The sequence below is a fragment of the Acinetobacter sp. IRS14 genome (assembly GCF_034650275.1).
GTDB lineage: Bacteria > Pseudomonadota > Gammaproteobacteria > Pseudomonadales > Moraxellaceae > Acinetobacter > Acinetobacter oleivorans.
Genome location: NZ_JAOVFN010000004.1, coordinates 102,534 through 123,555, shown reverse-complemented (window position 1 = coordinate 123,555; position 21,022 = coordinate 102,534). Strand labels below are relative to the sequence as shown.

The window sequence follows — 21,022 nt, the reverse complement described above, 5'->3', positions numbered from 1 at the left end:
TTATGCGTAATCTTCTAAAACCACTTTTGCTACAAAGTTTTCGTACGGGTGGATTATATCTACTCATTATTGCTCTATCGCTTGCGATTAGTGCAACCACAGCCCTGAAATTTAGTAATGACCAAGTTAAAAATGCAGTCAGTCTGCAAGCTTCGCAAATGCTAGGTGCTGATTTAGTTCTGTCGAATAACGAGCCTATCGAACAGCCATGGAAACAAAGAGCAGAGCAGCTTGGTTTAAAGCAAACCAATGTCACTCTATTTAGTTCTATGGCTCATACACAAGATCAGTTTGTCATGGTCAATGTAAAAGCGATAGAACCTGCGTTTCCACTCAGAGGACAGCTTGAAATTGCGCCAAAAACTCAAGCGATTCAATCTGGTGAAGTCTGGCTAAGTCAAAGAGCGGCGGACTTATTAAAAGTAAAAAGAGGAGATATTGTTTCTATTGCTGACGGTACCTTCCGTTTTAGCGGCGTGATTGTGCGTGATTCAAATCAAGAGCTCGGTTTTTCAGGTTTTTCACCTACCGTGATTATTCATCAAACTGATATTGCTAAAACTCATGCAATTCAAACTGGCAGTAGAATCGATTATCGACTGTTAATGTCTGGTCAACCTGAACAAGTTCAGGCATTTTCAAAGCAATTTAAGCAACAGCATCAACCTTTTAAAGAAGCAGATGAAGCGGCGGGTCTACGTTTGCGTGATGCGAGTGAATCAAATAGCCGGTTATTACGCCCGCTTGAAAACCTAGATACCTTTTTGCAATTGGCCAATATTTTAACGATTTTGTTGTGTGGAATTGCCATCGCTTTAACGAGTCAAAGATATGTTCAGCAAAACCAAGATCATATTGCACTTCTTAGATGTTTAGGAGCTAGTAAGTTCCAAATTTTATGGGCCTATATTGGATTGCTTTGCATTGTCAGTGCGATTTCAATTGTAATGGGCAGTCTATTAGGTTTAGTAATGGGGTATGGCCTGCTGCAACTTATGCTGCAATTGATTCCTCAATTAGAGTTAAGTTTTTCGCTAATACCGCTTTTACTTGGACCTTTACCAATCGCTATTTTTACGAGTGTAATTGTGCTGCTTGGTTTTATTTTGCCAAGCATTTGGGAGCTTTTAAATACACCTCCAATTCGGGTGATTCGCGAAGAAGCCAAATCTCGAAAATCTTTATTCTTTATGTTTTTTGCTGGCATAAGCAGTCTGATTGTTTTTAGTTTGGTGTTGAGTGAAAACTTGATGCTCAGCATTATGGTTTTGGCTGCGATTATCGTGCTTTGTATTTTGTTGTATACCGTTGTTTGGCTCGTGCTTAGTAGTTTAAAAAAGATGAAAAATCGTTTGTCTTTTTATATTCGTTCACCCTCACAAAGTGCCTTACAAATTACTGCACTGGCTTTAGGCTTAAGCCTTATTACAGTATTAAGCGTATTAAGAACAGATTTATTACAGCGTTGGCAGCAACAGCTTCCTGAAGGGACCCCGAATCAATTTGTATATGGTTTACCTCCATTCGATTTAAAACCTTTTGAGCAACAGTTAAAGCAACATGGTTGGCAAAGCACGCCGTTATATCCAAATATCCGAGGCCGACTGGTAGCAAAGAATGATGTACCTTTTTCAGAGGAAGCCATAAAACAAAATAACTCTTTGCGTCGTGAATTGAATTTAACGCAATCAAATCAATTGCCGAATGACAACGCAATTACAAAAGGACAAGCTCAGTTTAATGGCGTGGGGCAAGTTTCAGTCGAAAGTAAAACTGCCGAAAGTTTAGGAATCCAAATTGGAGACAAGCTAACCTTTAGCCTGCCCGAAGGTACATTACAAGCCAAAGTTGTGAATTTTCGGAGTGTAGAGTGGGAAAGCTTTAGCCCTAACTTTTTCTTTATTTTTTCTCCTAAAACTTTAGATGAAAATGCTGGAAGTTATTTAGGCAGTTTTTATGTACCTAAGCAAGACCAACCAAAAATGATCAATATTATTCAGCAATTTTCAAATACAGTATTTATTGATGTTGATCGAATTTTAGATGAAGTAAAACGCTTAATGAATGTCTTGGTCAAAATAGTGACTGTACTGGCAGCGTTGGTCGGTTTTTCAGGCGTATTGGTACTGATTGCATGTTTAAACCTATTAATGGATGAAAGGCGCCGTGAGGTTGCTTTACTACGCTCATTTGGTTTATCTAAAAATAAAATGAAGCAAATGCTCAGTTTTGAGATTGGGTTTCTTGGTCTGTTAGCAGGCATAGTTGCCTGCTGTTTTGCGGAAGTGATTAGTGCGATTGCTAGTTATAAAATGAATATGGCAATACAGTGGCATTTTGAAATATGGCTGATTTTACCTCTTGGCATGATGCTGATCTGTGCGCTCATAGGTCGTTATCGACTTGGTTATCTCTGTAATTTTCCGCCTTTACAAAGCTTAAGAGAATTAAATCAGCTGTAACTTAAGGGATAATTCCGGGGTTTTGGATGATGATTTCATGCCATAGCGGAAGTAAGGGTGAGTTGAGTTGTACACAGTACATATAAAAACTACCCGTAATGATTACTGCGCCTAACAAGCCTAAAATCTTGAGCACACTTTTAAACTTACTGACGTAGCTTAAGTACCACATCAGTGCAAGAAATGCCCCAATAATCATGCCGCCAATATGTGCGGCATTATTAATACCAGTTGCGACAAAACCAAAAATAAGGTTGATTGCCATAATCATTAATAATGCTTTTTTATCGAGTATGTAGGCTTGATGCGGAAGGGGTGGAAATAAGGAAAGTACTGTTAACGCAGCACCTAATCCCATTACGGCGCCTGAAGCACCTGCACTGACATGAGGAAGTAAGCTCTGGTCAAAATGTTGCAGTAATTCATGTCCATTTTGAATGGTCATATAACTACTTAAAAGACTCCCGAATAAACCAGCAAGTAAATACATGCCTATAAAATAGAAGCGACCAAATAGTGACTCGGCAACATTACCGAAAATATATAAGGCCCACATGTTGAGCATGAGATGGACTAAACCAAAATGAAAAAACATGCTGGTAAACAGACGTTCAGGCTGCCCAGAAAAAGTAAGTGGTGTAAAATCAGCTCCCCAATGAATAGCATCTTTCATGGCTGGGTCACTAATATCGACACCAGATAGAATTTGCCAGACAAACAAACCTACATTGATTGCGATGAGCAGGGCGGTCAGCCACCAAGTTTGTACATTGAGTTTACGATTAATGTGCGGAGGCTGATATTGAGTCATGCTATGCTTTTGTTATATATGAACATGCTTTACAGCTTAACATGAAAAAAGTTGAATACAGGAGATCAGGACGAACATGAAAGCTTTTATTGTTCGCGTGTTGTTAATTTTTATTGGGGCGATTCTCCTTATTCAACTTTGGATTTTTTCGAGTTTAGTCTGGTGGCGGACACATGAAGTGGATACGACCATGTTCATGCGAATTGATTATTGGTCTGATACATCAGAGCCAATTGTCCATCAGTGGCTTGACTATGATGATATTAGCGATAATTTTAAACATGCAATTTTAGCGGGCGAAGACGCAAAATTTATCCATCATCATGGTTTTGACTGGCAAGGTATCCGTTTTGCCCTTGAGCGAAATAATGAAGAGGGTGAAGTAGTTGCGGGTGGTTCTACCGTGTCTCAACAGCTTGCAAAGAACTTGTTTTTATACAACAAACGTTCATTTATTCGTAAGGGACAAGAAACGGTCGCGACTTGGATGATGGAGCGGATGTGGTCAAAACGCCGAATTCTTGAGGTGTATATGAACTCAGTTGAATTTGGAAAAAATTTGTACGGTGTTGAAGCAGCCGCTCATCATTATTATGGTAAAAGTGCTAAAAGCTTAACGCGTGAACAAGCCGCTTTCTTAGCCGCATTATTGCCTGATCCGAAATATTATCAAGATCACCGTAACGATCATAAACTACAATATAGAAAACGCGTTATTTTACGTTATATGAATAGCACCCAGATTCCTGAATAAAGCTGTTTTAAAGATGTGTAAATTTTTTAGTTTTTACCAAATTGTCATATTTTTGCAGCATACTGGTTTATAGAGATTTTGGCTGGATAGAGAATAGAGTTAGACATGAATACAGCGATTACAGCAACAACGAACCCCATAGAATACAGTTATAATGACCGTTATATAAATCGTGAATTGTCTATTCTTGACTTCCATTTGCGTGTATTGGAGCAAGCGGTAGACCCTTTACATCCATTACTTGAGCGAATGAATTTCTTGCTCATTTTTTCGCGTAATCTCGATGAGTTCTTTGAAATTCGAGTTGCGGGAGTGATGGAACAATTTTCTCTAGGCAATGAAAGTCGTAGCCCTGATGGTCTTACCCCAAGGCAGGTTTTACAAAAAATCTCTGAAACTGCTCATGCTGCGATTGAGCGTCAATATCGAATTTTAAATGAGGAAATCTTACCTAAACTACGTGAAGAAGATATTTGCTTCCTACGTCGTGGTGAGTTAACTCCAGCTCAATCTGCTTGGGTGAAAAAATATTTTCAGGAACAAGTTGCACCTGTATTAACCCCAATTAGTCTAGATCCAGCACATCCGTTTCCTCGACTTGTTAATAAAAGCTTGAACTTCATTATTACGCTTGAAGGTAAAGATGCTTTTGGTCGTCAAATTGATTTGGCTGTTGTGCCTGCACCACGTTCATTACCACGCGTTGTACGCCTACCAGACGAATTAACAGGTGGTAAAGAACATCATGTAATGTTATCGGCAATTATCCATGAACATGTGTCTGATTTATTCCCAGGAATGACAGCAACTGGTTGTTATCAATTCCGTGTTACACGTAATGCAGACTTGGCACTAAATGAAGATGTTGAAGACTTAGCTAAAGCATTAAAAGGTGAATTAAGTTCTCGACGTTTTGGTCGTGCAGTTCGCTTGGAAGTAACCCATAACTGCCCACAGCATATTTATGAGTACTTACTGGAAGAGTTCGATCTAACTGATGAGCAATTATATAAAGTTGATGGCCCAGTAAATTTAGCTCGTCTGGTTTCAAACTTTAAACGTCCTCATTTGCGTTATGACTCGCATACGCCAGTTGTGCCTAAAGTGTTTAAAAAGACCGAGAGTATTTTCTCGGCAATGCAGAAGCAAGATATTTTACTGCATCATCCGTTTGAATCTTTTGCTCCTGTAATTCAGCTACTTCGTGAAGCTGCTCGCGATCCGCAAGTATTAGCAATTAAGCAGACGTTATATCGTAGTGGTGCTGATTCTGAAATTGTGCAAATTTTGGCAGAAGCGGCGCGTAATGGAAAAGAAGTTATTGCCGTTATTGAATTACGTGCTCGCTTTGATGAAGAATCAAATATTGAAGTAGCAAACGTTTTACAAGAAGCGGGGGCGGTGGTTGTTTACGGTATTGTAGGTTATAAAACCCACGCCAAAATGATTATGGTGGTGCGCCGTGAAAATAATAAATTGGTGCGTTACGTTCATTTAGGAACGGGTAACTACCATGCGATGAATGCCCGAATTTATACCGATTATGGTCTCATGACCACAGATAAAGATCTGTGTGAAGATGTACACCGTATATTCCAAGAGTTGACCGGTATGGGCAAAATGGCGAAATTGAAAAAGCTATTACATGCACCGTTTACCTTACATGCTCAGCTTATTAACTTTATTGATGAAGAAATTGCCAATGCTAAAGCAGGCCGTAAAGCTCAGATCATTGTTAAAGTAAATGCATTAACAGAAGTCCAGTTAATCAATAAATTGTATGAAGCTTCTCAAGCGGGTGTTCAAATTGACCTGATTATCCGTTCGATTTGCTGCTTACGTCCAGGTTTGCCGAACCTGTCTGAGAATATCCGAGTACGTTCAATTGTAGGACGTTTCCTTGAGCATACTCGTGTTTATTACTTCAGTAATAATGGCGATGCACGTATTTACTGTTCAAGTGCAGACTGGATGGACCGTAATTTATTTAATCGTGTAGAAGCGTGTTTCCCTGTTGAAGACCCTGCATTGAAAAAACGTATTTATCAACAAGGTTTGGTAAATTACTTACAAGATAATCAACAGGCTTGGCTGCTACAAGGTGATGGTACGTGGATTCGTGCTGAGCCAGCTGAGGGGGAAAAATTGCATAATGCTCAAAGAGCATTATTGGAAATCATTAAATAATGAACTTTCAAGACTAAATAAAAGCCGACATTTTGTCGGCTTTTTTAATTGACTGAAATTCAAAGTAATTTAGTTAGTTTTTCTAAATGGTTGCTGGATAAACGATAATAATTTGAAGCACTGCAATATGTTTTGAAAATATGTGATTTTTTACATAAAACATTGAATTTTAAAAATATACAAATCACGAGAAATCTACTTTAATACGCCGCATTAAATATACTTAACTTTGGTAAATGAATAAGATGCAATGCTTTATTAGAAGTTTACTTATTAAAATACTTTTGGGGATAATACCAGTGACCGCTTACGCAGATCAGAAGTGTTATGGAGATATCATCGTATTTCAAAGATTTGATGATCAAGCGATATATCCTTATTTTGTAAATCCTTCTAATGATAAAGCTAACAAAAGTGGAGAGAAAAATAAAAAAATAATCATCCAAAAGAGAAAACCAAAACAAGATGAGTTTTTAGCCCAAAAGAAAGTTGAAGATGTCCACACCAAGAAAATAGAAGAAAAGAAAAATTTTGACAGTAAAAAGCAACTTGATGCAGCTGTCGCTAAAGAAATCTTGGAAAATGGTGAAAAGAAATGGATGGTACAAGTTGCGCTAGCATCTAATCAAAATAAGGCAAATACTGTTCAGTCGCAATTAGAAGCAAAAGGGTACAAGGTTGTAACCAGTGCAACGACTAAAGGCATACGGGTCATGGTCGACCCTGCAAATGACTATGCCATTGCACAAATTATTAGAGAAAAAATTATTGCTGATAATAGTTTGAATATGCCATCTGCTTGGGTGTTTAAGTGGGCATCCTTAACGCCACAATAAAATAAAAAGGAGTCCGAAGACTCCTTTTTTTATTCATGTATTCTTGTCGTGATTTTCTGCATAATTTGCAGTAATACATCGAACTCACTTTGCAATGGTGTACTTTTACGAGTCACTAAAGCTAAAGTACGGCTCGGAGCATCTTCAATTGGTTTTGCAGTAATCTGATCATTAAACTTGATCATACTATTTTCAATTGCAATTTCTGGTAAAAGCGTAAAGCCTAAATCAGAAGAAACCATTTCAACTAACGTTGGTAAAGAACTTGCTTTTAAACGGTTGTCGTTTTTACGCTCACCGATCGGGCATGCACTTAAAACGTGGTCACGTAAACAGTGACCTTCTTCAAGCAAAATTAATCTTGATAAATCAAGATCATCTAGAGAGTTGGCTTGAAGAGCATTTGTATCTTGCTTACTACATACAAGGTACAAATTTTCTTTCGAAATTTCAGCGACTTTTAGGCCTCTAGTGTCAAACGGTAGAGCAAGAACGATCATGTCTAGATTACCGTGTTCTAAACGCTCTACAATTTTTTCACTTTGTGCTTCATGCAAATGCAGCTGAATTTTAGGCAACTGCTGATGCACTTCATCAAGTAACCGTGTCAGGATAAAAGGTGCAATTGTTGGAATAACACCCAAATGCAAATCACCCGTTAACGGCTCACTCATTTCACGGCTCAAACGCATTAAATCTTGAGCATCTGCTAGTAGTACACGGGCGCGAGCAACGACTTGTTCACCTAAAGGTGTTAAACGCACATTCTGGCGATCACGTTCTACCAAAACGCCACCTAATAACCGTTCAAGCTCCATGATGCCGCCTGATAAAGTCGATTGAGTGACAAAAGAGCGGCGTGCTGCTTCAGTAAAATGCAAAGTTTCCGACAACGTAACTAAATATGATAGCTGTCTTAATGAGGGTAATGCAGCCATAGTGTCCTAGTCTGATGATTTAAAATGATGCGCAAATAAACCGCTAAGTTGTGGAATAAAATGTGCAGGGATATCATGCCCCATTCCATCAATTAATTCAAACTTAGCACCGGAAATTGCTTTTGCTACAGCCTTACCGTGGCTAGGCGGAAGTAAGCGATCGCGAGAGCCATGTAGGACTAAAGCGGGTTGCTTAATTTCACGGTCAAGTTGTAGTAAAGAGCCTGTACATAATATTGCTAAAAACTGTTGAAGTACACCAGCAGGATAGTAGCTACGCTGATAAAGCTTACGCGCTGTTTGTATTGCTTCAATCTGGTTGATATAACCAGGTGAACCAATCAATTGAAATAGTTTTAAACTATGATTAACAATACCTTCTTCGTCACGTGTCTCGGGTTTACCAATTAAACTCAAAAGTTGTTTCGGAAAAGGCGGTGGTAGAAAAGGCTGGTTATTGCTTGTAAACATAAGCCCTAACTTCTCAACCTTTTCTGGATATTTTGCTGCAAGAATTTGAGCAATCATCCCACCCATTGATGCACCAATTACATGCGCTTTGTTCACGCCTAAACGATCAATCAGCATGGATACATCATCTGCCATATCATGCAGTGTATATGGTGCACCCTGATTAGCAAGTCCAAGTGCAAAGCGGCCCATCAATTTGACAGTATTTAAGCGTTTACCTTCGTGACGTACTTTTGAAGAAAGGCCAATATCACGGTTATCAAAACGAATAACACGAAATCCTTGATCAATCAGCGATTTACAGAAAAAATCTGGCCAAAAAAGCATCTGGGCGCCAAGACCCATAATTAGCAAAATGGTTGGATGCTCTGGCTTTCCACCAACTTCTACATGCAACTCAATTCCATTGCCTAAGTTGACTTTGGTTTCTTGCATGAAAGATGTGTACGGTGAAATGTTAAACTGTAAGGCGCTATTCATGTTATTCATTCCTTAAAGGAATACCCTCTAACGAGTATTCCTGATACAAACCTTATGCTTGGGCTGGAATAAGATCTGGAACAAGCTTTGTTAAAGTTAAGCGTTGTTTACCTGCGGTTGGACCTAACAATACAAAACCACGCAATGTTCCTTCATTGTCAATTGCTTTGGCAAGCATACCATCGTCGAACTCTTCTGTTTCCCAGTTCACTTCTACATCAACCGGAGCTGGCAAAACTGTAAGTGGAGCTGCTGGTGTTTTTACTGCAACTGGCATAGCAGGGTAGTGCACAGCAGTTTGTTGTCCACTGAGTGTTTTAGCGAGAGCACGAGCCTGTTGCATAATCGGCATTACATATGGAAGTAAAGTACCGTTTACCTCTGCGCAATCCCCAATTGCGTAGATGTCTGCTTGATTTGTTTCCAATAAACCATTGGTAATAATTCCACGGCTCGTTTGAATATCTGCACTTTTAGCAAGTGAAATATTTGGCTGTAAACCAATCGCAGAAAGAACAAGGTCCGCAACCAATGTTTGTCCGTTTGCGAGTGTTATCGCATAGTCTTCGCCATTATTAATTTTGCTTACTTTTTCAACTGTGGTTCCGAGTGCAAATTTTACTCCAGCTTCTTCAAGATTTTGCTGGAAAGCAGAAGCAATATGTTCTGGAAGTAAACGACCCAATGGTTGAGGAGCTAAATCAATCACAGTAATGTCATATTCACTATGCAGTAAGTCGTTGGCAAATTCACAACCAATTAAACCAGCACCTAAAATAACAACACGTTTATCTTTACGCTGAGCCAGATTTTCACGGAAAGCGCGGTAATCAATCAATGAGTTCACGACATGAATGTCATCGCTACCATCACCTGCAATTGCAAGGCGAATTGGGTTAGCACCTACGGCTAAAATCAGTTTTGAATAGGGTTGCTTTGACGTTACACCATCCCTTTCTAGAACAAGTTCATGCTCTTCAGCTAAAATCTCTTTTACAAAAGTAAAAGGCTCAATACGCATATTGAGTTGAGTGCCCATTTTAGCAGCATCACCTAAAGGAATTTGTTCTGGTGCTTTTTTACCTGCAAATGCATTTGATAATGTTGGCTTTGCATAGTTCACTGCATCATCCGCACAAATCATCACAAGTTCTTGCTCTGGGCTAAGCTTACGGAACTCACGTGCCAAGGTATAACCCGCCATGCCTGATCCGATAATGACGATAGGATGCATTTTTTTCTCCAGAGTTAGAATTATTTATTTAATACGGTGATTGGTAATATTCGTAAAAAAGACCATGTCAATCATGGCCTTTTACTTTACGCTCTTAGATTTCGATCATTTCGAAGTCAGCTTTTGAAACGCCGCAATCAGGGCAAGTCCAGTCATCAGGAATATCTTCCCATTTTGTTCCAGCTGCAATGCCGTCTTGTGGCCAACCTTCCGCTTCGTCATAAATCCATCCACAAACGATACATTGATATTTTTTCATGAGACTCTCCGCACTGATAAGTTTGCTCAAAGCTGCCTTTCAGTAAAACTATTCCATCTATTAATAATGTAACTACGATCCGGTCAATAATAACCAATGTGCCTTTGATCGGATATCAAATTTTTACGCAGTTCTACATTCAAAGTAAAGTAAATAACGGAGTTTAATCATTCGTAAGCAAAGATGAATGGCAGGTTAGGACAAATAAGTGGTTATTTAGGCAAAAATTCGCCATAAACTAATAATAATTAATACATTCTTACAGTTAATTTTATTTGTGAAAATATCATGAAATAAAGAGTGCCAAATTATTTAAAAAATTCATCTCATATGAAAGCTAAATAACAACAAACTACGATGCTACAGAATGTCATTATTAAAACCGAAAATTAAAATTTGCTGTCATTAAGACGGTATAAATCAGGGAAGTGAAATATGGAAAATTTAGTATATGAAGTAGAAATTGATGCTCCTATAGAAAAAGTGTGGGACATACTTTGGAATAGCGAAACCTATAACGCTTGGACGAAATTTTTTGCACCAGATTCCTCAATGCGTACTGATTGGCAAGTAGGTGGAAAAACCTATTTTCTTGATGGTGAAGGAAATGGGATGGTTTCTACCATTGAACAAATGCAAAAACCGGAAATATTGATTTTTAAACATTTAGGAATGATTAAGGAGGGTAAAGAAGATTTAGAAAGTGAAGAAGTTAAAGGTTGGAGTGGTTCTCAAGAAAAATATTTTCTAAACCAAAAAGATAATATAACCACTTTAAAAGTTGAATTGGCCACTTTACCCGAATATATGGGCATGTTGAAAAGTGGCTTCGTTCAAGGTTTTGATGTGGTTAAAAAAATGGCGGAAGCGAAATAAAGCTTCTTTAAATCACATATAAACCTGTTTTTATAATCAATCGATATAAATCTAGGCCAAATATTTTTTATAAATTTTTATAATCAGATCATTAATTCGAGAAGGATAGGCTAAGCGATGATGTCCACCTTCAAACGTTTCAATATTCATGTAGGGTGCAAGTTTTTCTTGAACCTGATACATATCAAGTTGCTCATCTCCTAATTCTAAATAGGCCATTTTAGGATTAGAGAGCATGAGTTCATCTTCAGAGAGCTGAGGATAGTCTGTCCGAAAATTAGGGGTAAGACTTGGATTTGCCACAATCACTGCTAATTTATGTTGAGCAGCAGTTTTTAGAGCCCAATAGCCTCCAATGCTATGGCCCACCAATAAATCTGGTTTGATCGTCTGAATAGCCTGATGGTAAAAGTACTCAACAGATGCATAACTTAAGTTACGATAATCTACGTCAATACAAAATTTTTCAGGATGTAAAATGGCATGGAACTTTGTCGATTCCCGGGAAGAATCCAAGCCATGTAAAAATAGAATTTTCATTATTTACGACACAATCTCATTGATAAAATAAAAGGCAAATCGGGCCTTTTGAATATCGAGGTTATTTGGATTTTTTTATATTTTACTAAATGCTTTAAAAAATGATCTTAGCGATTGGTCTAAGTCACTTTGCCTTTAAAAAGTAGTGTTTTGTTCTATAAAATTGTCTTTTTTCATTTTTGTTTGATTGAAATCATTCGAAAAACTTCCGCAATCTGTTAGGATATAGCACTTAATTTTTACTTAATCGAGGCAGAGATGACGCAACAAAACGCTCAATCGACTTCTGAACCAACTATTTCCGAAAACGATTTAATTGCACAGCGTCATGCCAAATTAAAGCAAATCCAAGATGTTGCGAAGGAAACTGGAAAGAGTCCTTGGCCGAATACGTTTAAGCGTGAACACTACGCAGCTGATCTACAAGAACAATTTAAAGATCAGTCGAAAGAACAAATTGAAAGCGCTGAGCATGTCTATGTAAAAGTGGCTGGTCGTGTCATGTTAAACCGTGGTTCTTTCATGGTTATTCAAGATATGACAGGTCGTATTCAGCTATATGTTGATCGTAAAGGTTTACCAAAAGATATTCTTGAGACTATTAAAGGTTTAGACCTTGGTGACATTATTGCTGCTGAAGGTTATATCGGACGTTCAGGAAAAGGTGACTTATATGTTCATCTTGAAGGTTTTGAACTTCTTACAAAATCTCTTCGTCCGTTACCAGATAAATTCCATGGCTTAAATGACACAGAAGTTAAGTACCGTAAACGTTACCTTGACTTAATTGTGAATGAAGAAACACGTAAAACTTTTGAAATCCGTGCCAAAGTTGTTGCAGGTATTCGAGCATTTTTAAACAATGAACGTTTCATGGAAGTTGAAACGCCAATGATGCATGTGATTCCGGGTGGTGCGTCTGCGCGTCCGTTTGAAACACATCACAATGCTTTGGATATGCCTTTATTCTTGCGTATTGCACCTGAGCTTTATTTAAAACGTTTGGTTGTTGGTGGTTTCGAACGTGTGTTTGAAATTAACCGTAACTTCCGTAATGAAGGGGTGTCAACGCGTCACAATCCTGAATTTACGATGATCGAGTTTTATCAAGCTTACGCTGATTATAAAGACTTGATGCAATTAACTGAAAACATGCTTGAAAAGTTGGCTTTGGATATTTTGGGTACAACTGATGTGCCTTACCAAGGTGAAGTGTTTAGCTTCAAAGGACCATTCAAGAAAATCTCTATGTTTGATGCGATTTTAGAGAATAACCCACAATTTACGCCTGAAAATGTTGGTGACCGTGAGTTCCTTGCTCAATTTATTCGTGAAGAATTAAAAGAACAAGTTAAGCCAGGTTTTGGTTTAGGTAAGCTTCAAACGATCGTATTTGAAGAAACTGTTGAAACCAAACTTCGTCAGCCTACATTTATTACTGAATATCCAGCTGAAACCTCTCCACTCGCTCGTCGTAATGATGACAATGCACATATTACTGATCGTTTTGAGTTTTTCATTGGTGGCCGTGAATTGGCAAATGGTTTCAGCGAGTTAAATGATCCAATTGATCAAGCTGAACGTTTCCAAGCTCAGGTTGCTGAAAAAGACGCGGGTGATGATGAAGCAATGCATTACGATGCAGAATTCGTTGAAGCGCTTGAGTATGGTTTACCACCTACAGCAGGTGAAGGTATCGGTATTGACCGTTTGGTGATGTTATTTGCCGATGCTCCAAGTATTCGTGATGTAATTTTATTCCCTCATATGCGCCGTAAAGAAGGTTAATCTTCTAAAGGCAAAAAAGGCAGTATTTATACTGCCTTTTTTTATTACTTTTATATCTCAAAAACTTACCTATCTACACTAATCTTAAAATAGCGTTAAAAAATGTAATTGCACAGTTTAACAATTGCAAAGTTGTGATAAAAAATTTAAGGTGTTGCTCATAAATAACTTTGAGAATTGGCTGGCATGTTTCTAAGAAAAACACTTTCGATTGCAATATTGGCAACTGCTTCATCCGCTATTTTTGCACAAGGTTTAGTGCTAAATAATGAGGACTTACGTACAGACTTAAATTGGTTGAATCAACAAGGTGTTATCAAGATTAGCACCTCAACTTGGCCGTTAAGTGGTGATGAAATCCAGAGAGCCCTCTCTCAAGCGCAAGTGACGCATCCAGCTCAACAAAAAGTTATTAATTCAGTTCTTGATGCATTAAAAGCAGATAACGATACGGTTAAAGTGGGCGCTTTTGCTGAGACCGATAGCAAAAATATTCCGCAAGCATTCGGTGATAACCAAAAAGCTCAATATCAAGGTTCTTTAGAGTTTAATGCTGGTGGTGAAAACTGGGATGCAAAAATCCGAGTAAATGCAGAAAAAGATCCACAAATTGATAATGGGCAAGATGTGAATGTTGAAGGCTCATATGTTGCTGGTAAACTTTGGAATCAGTGGATAGTTGCGGGTCAAATTCCAACATGGTGGGGTCCTGGCCATGATGGTAGCTTAATTCGTGGTGATGCTAGCCGCCCAGTTTATGGTGTAACAGCACAACGTGCTGTGCAAAATGCTTTTGATACAAAATGGTTATCTTGGATTGGACCTTGGCAATACCAAGCTTTTGCTGGTCAATTAGATGACTACAAAGCAGTCCCAGACGCAAAGTTAATTGGATTGCGTGTAACTGCACAACCATTACCCTATATTGAGTTGGGTGCATCGCGTGCTATTCAATGGGGCGGTGATGGACGTCCTGAAAGTTTTAGTTCTTTATGGGATGCATTTGTCGGCAATAAAGATAACGGTGGAACGGGGGAACCAGATCCATCTAACCAAATTGCTGGCTTTGATGGCCGATTATTATTACAACCGCTATTCCAAGTTCCAGTTAGCATATATGGACAATATGTAGGTGAGGATGAGGCTGGTGGTTTACCTTCTAAGAAAATGTACTTAGCAGGTGTGGACTATTCATCTAGCTACAATAACTTGCCTTATCAACTTTATGCAGAATGGGCGGATACACGAACTAATGGTGATGTAAGAGGTATCTCTTATGCTCATAATGCAACATATAAAGATGGCTATTACCAACATGGTTACCCATTAGGCCACGCGATGGGTGGTGATGGACAAATGTACTCAGTGGGTGGTGATATCCGCTTTGATGTCATGAACCGTTTAAGTGGTCGTGCAATGGTGGTTAAAGTTAATCAATCTAACTTGGCAATCAATAAAGCATTCCCTAAAGACGATGAAATCAAAGCCCTTGATTTAACTTGGACGCATTACATCAAACCTGATCTTCCATTAAAAATTAATGGCTGGGTAAGTGATTCTGATCTAGAAGGTAATGACGCAGGTGCATCTATTGGAATTGAAATTCCATTAGAACGTAAAATGTTCGGTTTCTAAGAATAGATCATGTTTTACTAAAGAGAAGCGATCAAAGCTTCTCTTTTTTTATGGTTTTTAGAGAAATCTAAAGACTAGAACATGATTTGCTTAAGTTGGCTACACAAGCTACGATTGCAAAGTTACGCAAGTGAATCAGCATATTACACGTATATGATGAAATCGAATATCAATATGAAAAAACAAGCAAAAGGAATTGGTTTTAAATCACTATAATGCATAACTAATGCTATAAGCCATATAAAGGCTTGTGGTTGGATTATCTATCACGAAAAATTGGAGTTGTTATGGCACTCGTTCCTCCACATGGTCTTCTAGGTGGTGGTTTAATACTACTTCTAGATTTTATGGGCAAAATGGATAGAGAAGGACGTGTTCATGACTGAATCAAGACTCACACATCTCAAGCAACTTGAAGCTGAAAGCATTCATATTATCCGTGAAGTTGCTGCTGAATTTGAAAATCCAGTCATGCTTTACTCAATTGGTAAAGACTCTGCGGTAATGCTTCACCTTGCATTAAAAGCATTTTATCCAGCGAAACTTCCATTTCCTTTATTGCATGTAGATACAGGTTGGAAGTTTAAAGACATGATCGCGTTTCGCGATAACATGGCAAAAACGCATGGCTTTGATTTAATCGTTCATCAGAACAAAGAAGGTCGTGAAGCTGGAATTAATCCATTCGATCATGGTAGTTCAAAATATACAGATATTATGAAAACCCAAGCTTTAAAACAGGCTTTGGATAAATATCAATTTGATGCTGCTTTTGGTGGTGCACGTCGTGATGAAGAAAAATCACGCGCGAAAGAACGTGTTTATTCATTCCGTGATAGTAAACATCGTTGGGATCCTAAAAACCAGCGTCCGGAACTTTGGAATCTTTACAATGGTAAAGTGAACAAAGGTGAAAGTATTCGTGTATTCCCTTTATCTAACTGGACTGAGTTGGATATCTGGCAATATATCTATTTAGAAAATATTCAAATCGTTCCTCTTTATTTCTCTGCTGTTCGTCCAGTAGTAGAGCGTAGCGGTACATTAATCATGGTTGATGATGAACGTATGCGTTTAAAAGAAGGTGAAGTTCCACAGATGAAGTCTGTACGTTTCCGTACGCTTGGCTGTTATCCATTAACTGGTGCAGTTGAGTCTGAAGCAGATACGTTACCTGAAATTATCCAAGAGATGCTTTTAGCCACGAGTTCTGAGCGTCAAGGTCGTATGATTGACCATGATGAAGCGGGCTCAATGGAAAAGAAAAAGCAAGAAGGCTATTTCTAAGACAATTTCTAAATTTGTGGAGTTTGAGCAATGTCTCATCAATCAGAATTAATCAGTCAAGATATCTTGGCCTATTTAAAGCAACATGAACAAAAAGACCTTCTGCGTTTTTTGACTTGCGGTAACGTAGATGATGGTAAAAGTACACTTATTGGACGTTTACTCTACGATTCAAAATTGATTTATGAAGATCAATTGCAAGCTGTAACGCGCGATAGTAAAAAAGTAGGAACCACAGGTGATGCACCAGACTTGGCATTACTTGTAGATGGTTTACAAGCTGAGCGTGAGCAAGGTATTACCATTGATGTGGCTTACCGCTATTTCTCAACTGAAAAACGTAAGTTTATTATTGCTGATACCCCAGGACATGAGCAATACACACGTAACATGGCAACTGGTGCGTCAACTGCTGATCTTGCAATTATATTGATTGATGCGCGTTATGGTGTGCAAACTCAAACTCGTCGCCATACGTTTATTGCTAGTTTACTTGGTATTAAAAATATCGTTGTTGCTATCAATAAAATGGACTTGGTTGAGTACTCTCCTGAACGCTTCACTGAGATTCAGATTGAATATGATGCTTTCGTAAGTCAGTTAGGTGACCGTCGTCCAGCCAATATTCAGTTTGTACCGATTTCTGCTTTAAATGGCGATAACGTAGTAAATGTTTCTGAGCATACAGCTTGGTACAAGGGTCAAACCTTGATGAGCATTCTTGAATCTGTGGAAATTAGTCGTGAATCAAACAAACACGAATTCCGTTTCCCTGTTCAATATGTGAATCGTCCAAACCTCGATTTCCGTGGTTTCGCTGGTACTGTTGCTTTGGGTGAAATCAATGTTGGTGATGAAATTGTTGCATTACCATCAGGTAAGCGTTCAACAGTTAAAGAAATCGTAACATTCGATGGAAATCTGGACCAAGCTATTGCGGGTCAAGCAGTTACATTAACATTGAATGATGAAATTGATATTAGCCGTGGTAACGTTCTAGTACGCGCAGGCGAACAACCATTAATTTCTCGTAGTGTTCGTGCTTCAGTAGTATGGATGAATGAACATCCACTGGTGAAAGGCAAGTTGTACAACGTTAAAATTGGTACACAGACTGTCCCTGCCAAAGTAACTAACATTCACTATCGTGTGAATGTGAATACGCTTGAGCATACTCAGGTTGAAGAGCTTGAATTAAATGCAATTGCAGATGTTGTTGTTGAGTTTGATGCACCAGTCGTATTTGACCAATATCAAGATTCACGATACACAGGTTCATTTATTTTCATTGATCGTTTAAGCAATGTAACGGTTGGTGCGGGTATGGTTGAGTCTGCGGTAGAGTGGACTGCACATAGCAATCCTGTTACTGCTGAAGACCGTGCTGCGCGTTTAGGTCAAAAACCTGCGGTGATTGGGATTTCTGCACAGTTAATCGAGAAAGCTCAAGTTTTAGAAAGCTTATTGATCCAACAAGGTGTAGTTGCGATTGCAAAAGCTAATTTAACTGCTGAGCAAATTACTTTATTACGTGAGACAGGTGTTGTGGTTATCACTACGACTGTGGATGGCACAGATACAGAAGTTACTGCTGAAACTGTTGAAGAGGCAGCTGAAAAAGTTGTGGAATTAGTCCGTCTTTAATAGATTGAATTGATTTTGAAAAAACCCGCGTAAGCGGGTTTTTTTATTGGGTTCAGAGAATATTTTGAGTTTTTAAAGTTAAATATTCTCTTAAATCTTTAGGATAGCTCTGAATCATCTTTAAAAATACATCTCGATCACCTTGATATAAGGCGCGTGTTGCTTCTTCGTAATTTGGCATATTACCCAACATGGCAGACATAAAACGGTCGATGGCTTGTTTAGCGAGCATAATATTACCTTCAGAATTTGGGGTATTTAACTCTTTATCAATTAACTTACGAATTATTGCTGATGCACTCGCACTTTGTTGATCTAACCAATCCCAATGTTTTTTCTGTAAAGTGATTTCACGAGAAATTACTCCGAGTTTAGGTCGTCCAACTTTTTTAATTTCTTCCGGTTCAGCATAACGTTGTTGAAATTCTTGTTCCGAACCAGAAAGATCAAGATCAATTTGTTGACCTGTTTGATCATTAAAAATCAGAATATTTTCCGTTGTTTTCGGAAGATCTTTGAGTTTTTTTGCAAGTTCAACTAGGGAGTCGCTCGCAATAAGAGTGCTTCCAGTGAAAGCAGTATAGGTGATTTTAGTATTCATTTTAGCCATATATTTTTATCTGGGTAAAATAATATTACCAGGGTAAAATTATTTTGGCAAATAATTAATTTTATAACCAAAGAATTATTTGATTTTATGAGTGTTGTCTATGAAGTTAGGACTATAAAAATAGTCAAGATAATAGGCTATTTAAAATTTTACTCTGCTTTGATATCGCTTTTATGAGACAATGTTTTTTTTATTTTTGTGTATTAGGACTCCCATGATTGAGCAATCTCCTGAATCTTTAAGCGATATCGAAATTTTAGACATTTTACAGTCTATGAAAAAAGATAAGCTGGATACGGAAGCAAATGAGATTATCCGTAATGGGGGGAAAGCTGGGCGTCAAGAAGCACATAAACAGGCTTTAGTTGCGTTGAATGCAAACTTTGAAGAAAAGTTTGTAGAAGCTGCTACGCTGGCATTAGGCTTGAATTCAGGTCAGGCGAAAAAGATTCGTTATAAAAAAGACCGTATCCGTATTTTTAAAGCACGTGGTATTGATTATTTAGCTATTGATGGTGCAGAAACCGCTCAGGTTTTAGCTCAAGTTGCTCAAGCGATTAGTCGTGAAGACGCGATTGTGACTGAAGGTCTACACAATATTTTTCCATTTTGGAAAGAAGGTTGGCCAATGGTTCAGTTTGATAATGCTTATAAAATTTTAGAAGAAGACATTACATTGCATTTTCAAATTGTGTTAGATCACTTAATTGAATATGTACAGAAATAAAAAAAAGCCCCGATTGGGGCTTTTTTATTGCATATGAATAATTAAAGCGTACTAAAGAGTGGGAAAACACCAATTACTAAAGCAGTACCCATTAATACCATACAAGTTATGAATGCCCACTTTAAAGTGAACTTTTGATGGTCGGCAAAATCGACTTTAGCAAGACCACATAACAAATAGGTTGATGGAACAAGAGGTGATAGCAAGTGTACAGGTTGACCTACGATCGAAGCGCGAGCAATCGCTTCTGCACTAATACCATAATGTGAAGCAGCTTCAGCAAGAATAGGTAAAACGCCATAGAAGAATGCATCATTTGACATAAAGAATGTCAAAGGCATGCTCACTAAAGCTGTGATCGGTGCAAGGTATGGACCCATGCTTGGAGGAATCATTGCGACGAATTCTTTAGACATCGCCTCAACCATACCTGTGCCAGATAAAATACCTGTGAAAATACCCGCTGCGAAAATTAAGCCCACAACAGCTAAGACACTGTCTGCATGCATTGCAATGCGTTTTTTCTGCATATCAACATCTGGGTAGTTAATGAGCATTGCAATACAGAACGCTATCATGAACAACACAGACATAGGTAGAATGCCTTTGATCAAAGCAATCATAAGAAGGATTGTGAGCACCATATTTACTTTACGTAAATGTGGGCGAGTCGCTTCAGGATCTTTCGATACGGTAATGTTGTCACCATGGTGAGTTTCAAGTTCAATAACGCCTAAACGTTTTTGCTCGTAACGACCATATAAGTATGCCAAGAAGAATAACCAACCAATACTAATGACCATTGGGATAATCATTGGTACGAAAATGTGGCTTGGGTCAACTTGCAGGGCACTTGCAGCACGAGCTGTAGGGCCGCCCCATGGTGTTAGGTTCATTACACCACTACATAACAGCATAAGTGCAGTCATGATGAGTGTATTCATTCCTAAGCGTTGATAAAGTGGCAGCATTGCAGCTACACAAATCATATAGGTTGTTGAACCATCGCCATCTAAAGAAACCATTGTGGTTAAGAACACAGTTCCTAGTGTGATTTTGAGAGGATCACCTTTAACCTTTTTTAAAATCCATTTAACCGGTGGATCGAAAAGACCTGCATCGATCATTAAGGCAAAATATAAAATTGCGAATAAAAGCATTACGCCAGTTGGCGCTAATTTTTTGATGCCATCCAGCATCATCTCACTGAGACCTTTGAGTTCAATGTGACTTAAACTTTCAAAGTAGTGACCTAGGCCCCAGGCAACAAGAGAAAAAATAAATGGGATGAGAATTAAAGCAATAATAGGGCTTAAACGTTTGGACATGATTAAGTACATGAAGCACAAAATCATGCCAACACCAAGTAATGTCAGCATACAATCAATCCTTTGCCTATAGTTTTACTGAACAAGTTTATTCAAAACTCTGACCTTGGTTATTCTTATTAATTTTTATTAAAAAGACAAATAATATATTTAGT

At 38.3% G+C, this 21,022-nt stretch carries 20 protein-coding genes; 11 read left to right on the top strand and 9 right to left on the bottom strand.

Going from position 1 to position 21,022, the window contains the following annotated elements:
• The first annotated feature begins 2 nt into the window (after window positions 1–2).
• Window positions 3–2,462, top strand: a complete 2,460-nt coding sequence (locus ODQ17_RS05675; RefSeq protein ID WP_322902310.1) for an ABC transporter permease — start codon at window positions 3–5, stop codon at window positions 2,460–2,462.
• Between the two features lies 1 nt (window position 2,463).
• Here ODQ17_RS05675 and ODQ17_RS05670 read toward each other — a convergent pair whose 3' ends face one another.
• Window positions 2,464–3,273 carry a rhomboid family intramembrane serine protease gene (locus tag ODQ17_RS05670; RefSeq protein WP_322902308.1) on the bottom strand — a complete coding sequence of 270 codons (810 nt, stop codon included), beginning with the start codon at window positions 3,271–3,273 and terminating at the stop codon, window positions 2,464–2,466.
• Window positions 3,274–3,349: 76 nt separating this feature from the next.
• On the opposite strand from ODQ17_RS05670, the gene mtgA reads away from it, so the two are divergent.
• The gene (gene mtgA, locus ODQ17_RS05665) at window positions 3,350–4,027 is read left to right on the top strand and encodes a monofunctional biosynthetic peptidoglycan transglycosylase (RefSeq protein WP_004793982.1); all 678 of its coding nucleotides are present in this window, start codon (window positions 3,350–3,352) and stop codon (window positions 4,025–4,027) included.
• Between the two features lie 105 nt (window positions 4,028–4,132).
• A complete protein-coding gene (ppk1, locus tag ODQ17_RS05660; RefSeq protein ID WP_005303345.1) occupies window positions 4,133–6,214 on the top strand; it encodes a polyphosphate kinase 1 in 2,082 nt (693 codons plus the stop codon).
• 59 nt (window positions 6,215–6,273) lie between these two features.
• Here the strand turns inward: ppk1 and ODQ17_RS05655 are convergent, their stop codons facing one another.
• On the bottom strand, window positions 6,274–6,402 hold the full coding sequence (locus ODQ17_RS05655; RefSeq protein ID WP_081399186.1) for a hypothetical protein: 129 nt from the start codon (window positions 6,400–6,402) through the stop codon (window positions 6,274–6,276).
• A 57-nt stretch (window positions 6,403–6,459) separates the two neighbouring features.
• On the opposite strand from ODQ17_RS05655, the gene ODQ17_RS05650 reads away from it, so the two are divergent.
• Window positions 6,460–7,050 carry an SPOR domain-containing protein gene (locus ODQ17_RS05650; RefSeq protein WP_199942644.1) on the top strand — a complete coding sequence of 197 codons (591 nt, stop codon included), beginning with the start codon at window positions 6,460–6,462 and terminating at the stop codon, window positions 7,048–7,050.
• Between the two features lie 29 nt (window positions 7,051–7,079).
• On the opposite strand, the gene oxyR is transcribed toward ODQ17_RS05650, so the two are convergent.
• The 4 genes from oxyR to rubA all read right to left on the bottom strand — a co-directional run bounded on the left by oxyR (window position 7,080) and on the right by rubA (window position 10,432).
• The gene (gene oxyR / locus ODQ17_RS05645) at window positions 7,080–7,988 is read right to left on the bottom strand and encodes a LysR family transcriptional regulator OxyR (protein ID WP_004793979.1); all 909 of its coding nucleotides are present in this window, start codon (window positions 7,986–7,988) and stop codon (window positions 7,080–7,082) included.
• Between the two features lie 6 nt (window positions 7,989–7,994).
• The gene (gene estB / locus ODQ17_RS05640) at window positions 7,995–8,939 is read right to left on the bottom strand and encodes an esterase EstB (protein WP_005303349.1); all 945 of its coding nucleotides are present in this window, start codon (window positions 8,937–8,939) and stop codon (window positions 7,995–7,997) included.
• 52 nt (window positions 8,940–8,991) lie between these two features.
• A complete protein-coding gene (gene rubB / locus ODQ17_RS05635; RefSeq protein WP_322902304.1) occupies window positions 8,992–10,173 on the bottom strand; it encodes a rubredoxin reductase RubB in 1,182 nt (393 codons plus the stop codon).
• Window positions 10,174–10,267: 94 nt separating this feature from the next.
• Complete coding sequence (gene rubA, locus ODQ17_RS05630; protein WP_000760495.1) at window positions 10,268–10,432, bottom strand: rubredoxin RubA; 165 nt, start codon at window positions 10,430–10,432, stop codon at window positions 10,268–10,270.
• Between the two features lie 435 nt (window positions 10,433–10,867).
• Between rubA and ODQ17_RS05625 the strand changes: the two genes are divergently transcribed.
• Window positions 10,868–11,308: an SRPBCC family protein gene (locus ODQ17_RS05625; protein WP_005303353.1), complete on the top strand. Its 441-nt coding sequence runs from the start codon at window positions 10,868–10,870 to the stop codon at window positions 11,306–11,308.
• A gap of 51 nt (window positions 11,309–11,359) precedes the next feature.
• Here the strand turns inward: ODQ17_RS05625 and ODQ17_RS05620 are convergent, their stop codons facing one another.
• Entirely contained in the window at window positions 11,360–11,848 is a 489-nt protein-coding gene (locus ODQ17_RS05620; protein WP_322902302.1) for a YqiA/YcfP family alpha/beta fold hydrolase, read from the bottom strand.
• 258 nt (window positions 11,849–12,106) lie between these two features.
• Between ODQ17_RS05620 and lysS the strand changes: the two genes are divergently transcribed.
• The 5 genes from lysS (at window position 12,107) to cysN (ending at window position 18,202) form a co-directional block, all read left to right on the top strand.
• The gene (gene lysS, locus ODQ17_RS05615; protein ID WP_004793971.1) at window positions 12,107–13,636 is read left to right on the top strand and encodes a lysine--tRNA ligase; all 1,530 of its coding nucleotides are present in this window, start codon (window positions 12,107–12,109) and stop codon (window positions 13,634–13,636) included.
• Between the two features lie 186 nt (window positions 13,637–13,822).
• The gene (locus ODQ17_RS05610; RefSeq protein WP_151987209.1) at window positions 13,823–15,271 is read left to right on the top strand and encodes a capsule assembly Wzi family protein; all 1,449 of its coding nucleotides are present in this window, start codon (window positions 13,823–13,825) and stop codon (window positions 15,269–15,271) included.
• A 254-nt stretch (window positions 15,272–15,525) separates the two neighbouring features.
• The gene (locus ODQ17_RS05605; RefSeq protein WP_002117520.1) at window positions 15,526–15,657 is read left to right on the top strand and encodes a hypothetical protein; all 132 of its coding nucleotides are present in this window, start codon (window positions 15,526–15,528) and stop codon (window positions 15,655–15,657) included.
• Window positions 15,650–16,558, top strand: a complete 909-nt coding sequence (cysD, locus tag ODQ17_RS05600) for a sulfate adenylyltransferase subunit CysD (protein ID WP_000140408.1) — start codon at window positions 15,650–15,652, stop codon at window positions 16,556–16,558. The genes ODQ17_RS05605 and cysD overlap by 8 nt, the downstream gene beginning before the upstream one ends.
• A gap of 30 nt (window positions 16,559–16,588) precedes the next feature.
• Complete coding sequence (gene cysN / locus ODQ17_RS05595; RefSeq protein WP_322902300.1) at window positions 16,589–18,202, top strand: sulfate adenylyltransferase subunit CysN; 1,614 nt, start codon at window positions 16,589–16,591, stop codon at window positions 18,200–18,202.
• Between the two features lie 52 nt (window positions 18,203–18,254).
• On the opposite strand, the gene ODQ17_RS05590 is transcribed toward cysN, so the two are convergent.
• Window positions 18,255–18,812, bottom strand: coding sequence for a DUF2239 family protein (locus ODQ17_RS05590; protein WP_322902298.1), 558 nt, complete (start codon window positions 18,810–18,812; stop codon window positions 18,255–18,257).
• 214 nt (window positions 18,813–19,026) lie between these two features.
• On the opposite strand from ODQ17_RS05590, the gene ODQ17_RS05585 reads away from it, so the two are divergent.
• A complete protein-coding gene (locus ODQ17_RS05585) occupies window positions 19,027–19,539 on the top strand; it encodes a hypothetical protein (RefSeq protein WP_004793963.1) in 513 nt (170 codons plus the stop codon).
• Between the two features lie 41 nt (window positions 19,540–19,580).
• On the opposite strand, the gene ODQ17_RS05580 is transcribed toward ODQ17_RS05585, so the two are convergent.
• Window positions 19,581–20,918: a CitMHS family transporter gene (locus tag ODQ17_RS05580; protein WP_004793962.1), complete on the bottom strand. Its 1,338-nt coding sequence runs from the start codon at window positions 20,916–20,918 to the stop codon at window positions 19,581–19,583.
• Between the last annotated feature and the right edge of the window lie 104 nt (window positions 20,919–21,022).

Excerpts from the sequence above, each read along its gene's own strand:
- ODQ17_RS05670 (WP_322902308.1), bottom strand. The coding sequence starts at position 3,273 with ATGACTCAATATCAGCCTCCGCACATTAATCGTAAACTCAATGTACAA.
- ppk1 (WP_005303345.1), top strand. The coding sequence starts at position 4,133 with ATGAATACAGCGATTACAGCAACAACGAACCCCATAGAATACAGTTAT.
- ODQ17_RS05580 (WP_004793962.1), bottom strand. The coding sequence starts at position 20,918 with ATGCTGACATTACTTGGTGTTGGCATGATTTTGTGCTTCATGTACTTA.
- estB (WP_005303349.1), bottom strand. The coding sequence starts at position 8,939 with ATGAATAGCGCCTTACAGTTTAACATTTCACCGTACACATCTTTCATG.
- ODQ17_RS05675 (WP_322902310.1), top strand. The coding sequence starts at position 3 with ATGCGTAATCTTCTAAAACCACTTTTGCTACAAAGTTTTCGTACGGGT.
- ODQ17_RS05650 (WP_199942644.1), top strand. The coding sequence starts at position 6,460 with ATGCAATGCTTTATTAGAAGTTTACTTATTAAAATACTTTTGGGGATA.
- rubA (WP_000760495.1), bottom strand. The coding sequence starts at position 10,432 with ATGAAAAAATATCAATGTATCGTTTGTGGATGGATTTATGACGAAGCG.
- ODQ17_RS05590 (WP_322902298.1), bottom strand. The coding sequence starts at position 18,812 with ATGGCTAAAATGAATACTAAAATCACCTATACTGCTTTCACTGGAAGC.
- rubB (WP_322902304.1), bottom strand. The coding sequence starts at position 10,173 with ATGCATCCTATCGTCATTATCGGATCAGGCATGGCGGGTTATACCTTG.
- ODQ17_RS05620 (WP_322902302.1), bottom strand. The coding sequence starts at position 11,848 with ATGAAAATTCTATTTTTACATGGCTTGGATTCTTCCCGGGAATCGACA.
- cysD (WP_000140408.1), top strand. The coding sequence starts at position 15,650 with ATGACTGAATCAAGACTCACACATCTCAAGCAACTTGAAGCTGAAAGC.
- ODQ17_RS05625 (WP_005303353.1), top strand. The coding sequence starts at position 10,868 with ATGGAAAATTTAGTATATGAAGTAGAAATTGATGCTCCTATAGAAAAA.
- ODQ17_RS05610 (WP_151987209.1), top strand. The coding sequence starts at position 13,823 with ATGTTTCTAAGAAAAACACTTTCGATTGCAATATTGGCAACTGCTTCA.
- ODQ17_RS05585 (WP_004793963.1), top strand. The coding sequence starts at position 19,027 with ATGATTGAGCAATCTCCTGAATCTTTAAGCGATATCGAAATTTTAGAC.
- oxyR (WP_004793979.1), bottom strand. The coding sequence starts at position 7,988 with ATGGCTGCATTACCCTCATTAAGACAGCTATCATATTTAGTTACGTTG.
- mtgA (WP_004793982.1), top strand. The coding sequence starts at position 3,350 with ATGAAAGCTTTTATTGTTCGCGTGTTGTTAATTTTTATTGGGGCGATT.
- cysN (WP_322902300.1), top strand. The coding sequence starts at position 16,589 with ATGTCTCATCAATCAGAATTAATCAGTCAAGATATCTTGGCCTATTTA.
- lysS (WP_004793971.1), top strand. The coding sequence starts at position 12,107 with ATGACGCAACAAAACGCTCAATCGACTTCTGAACCAACTATTTCCGAA.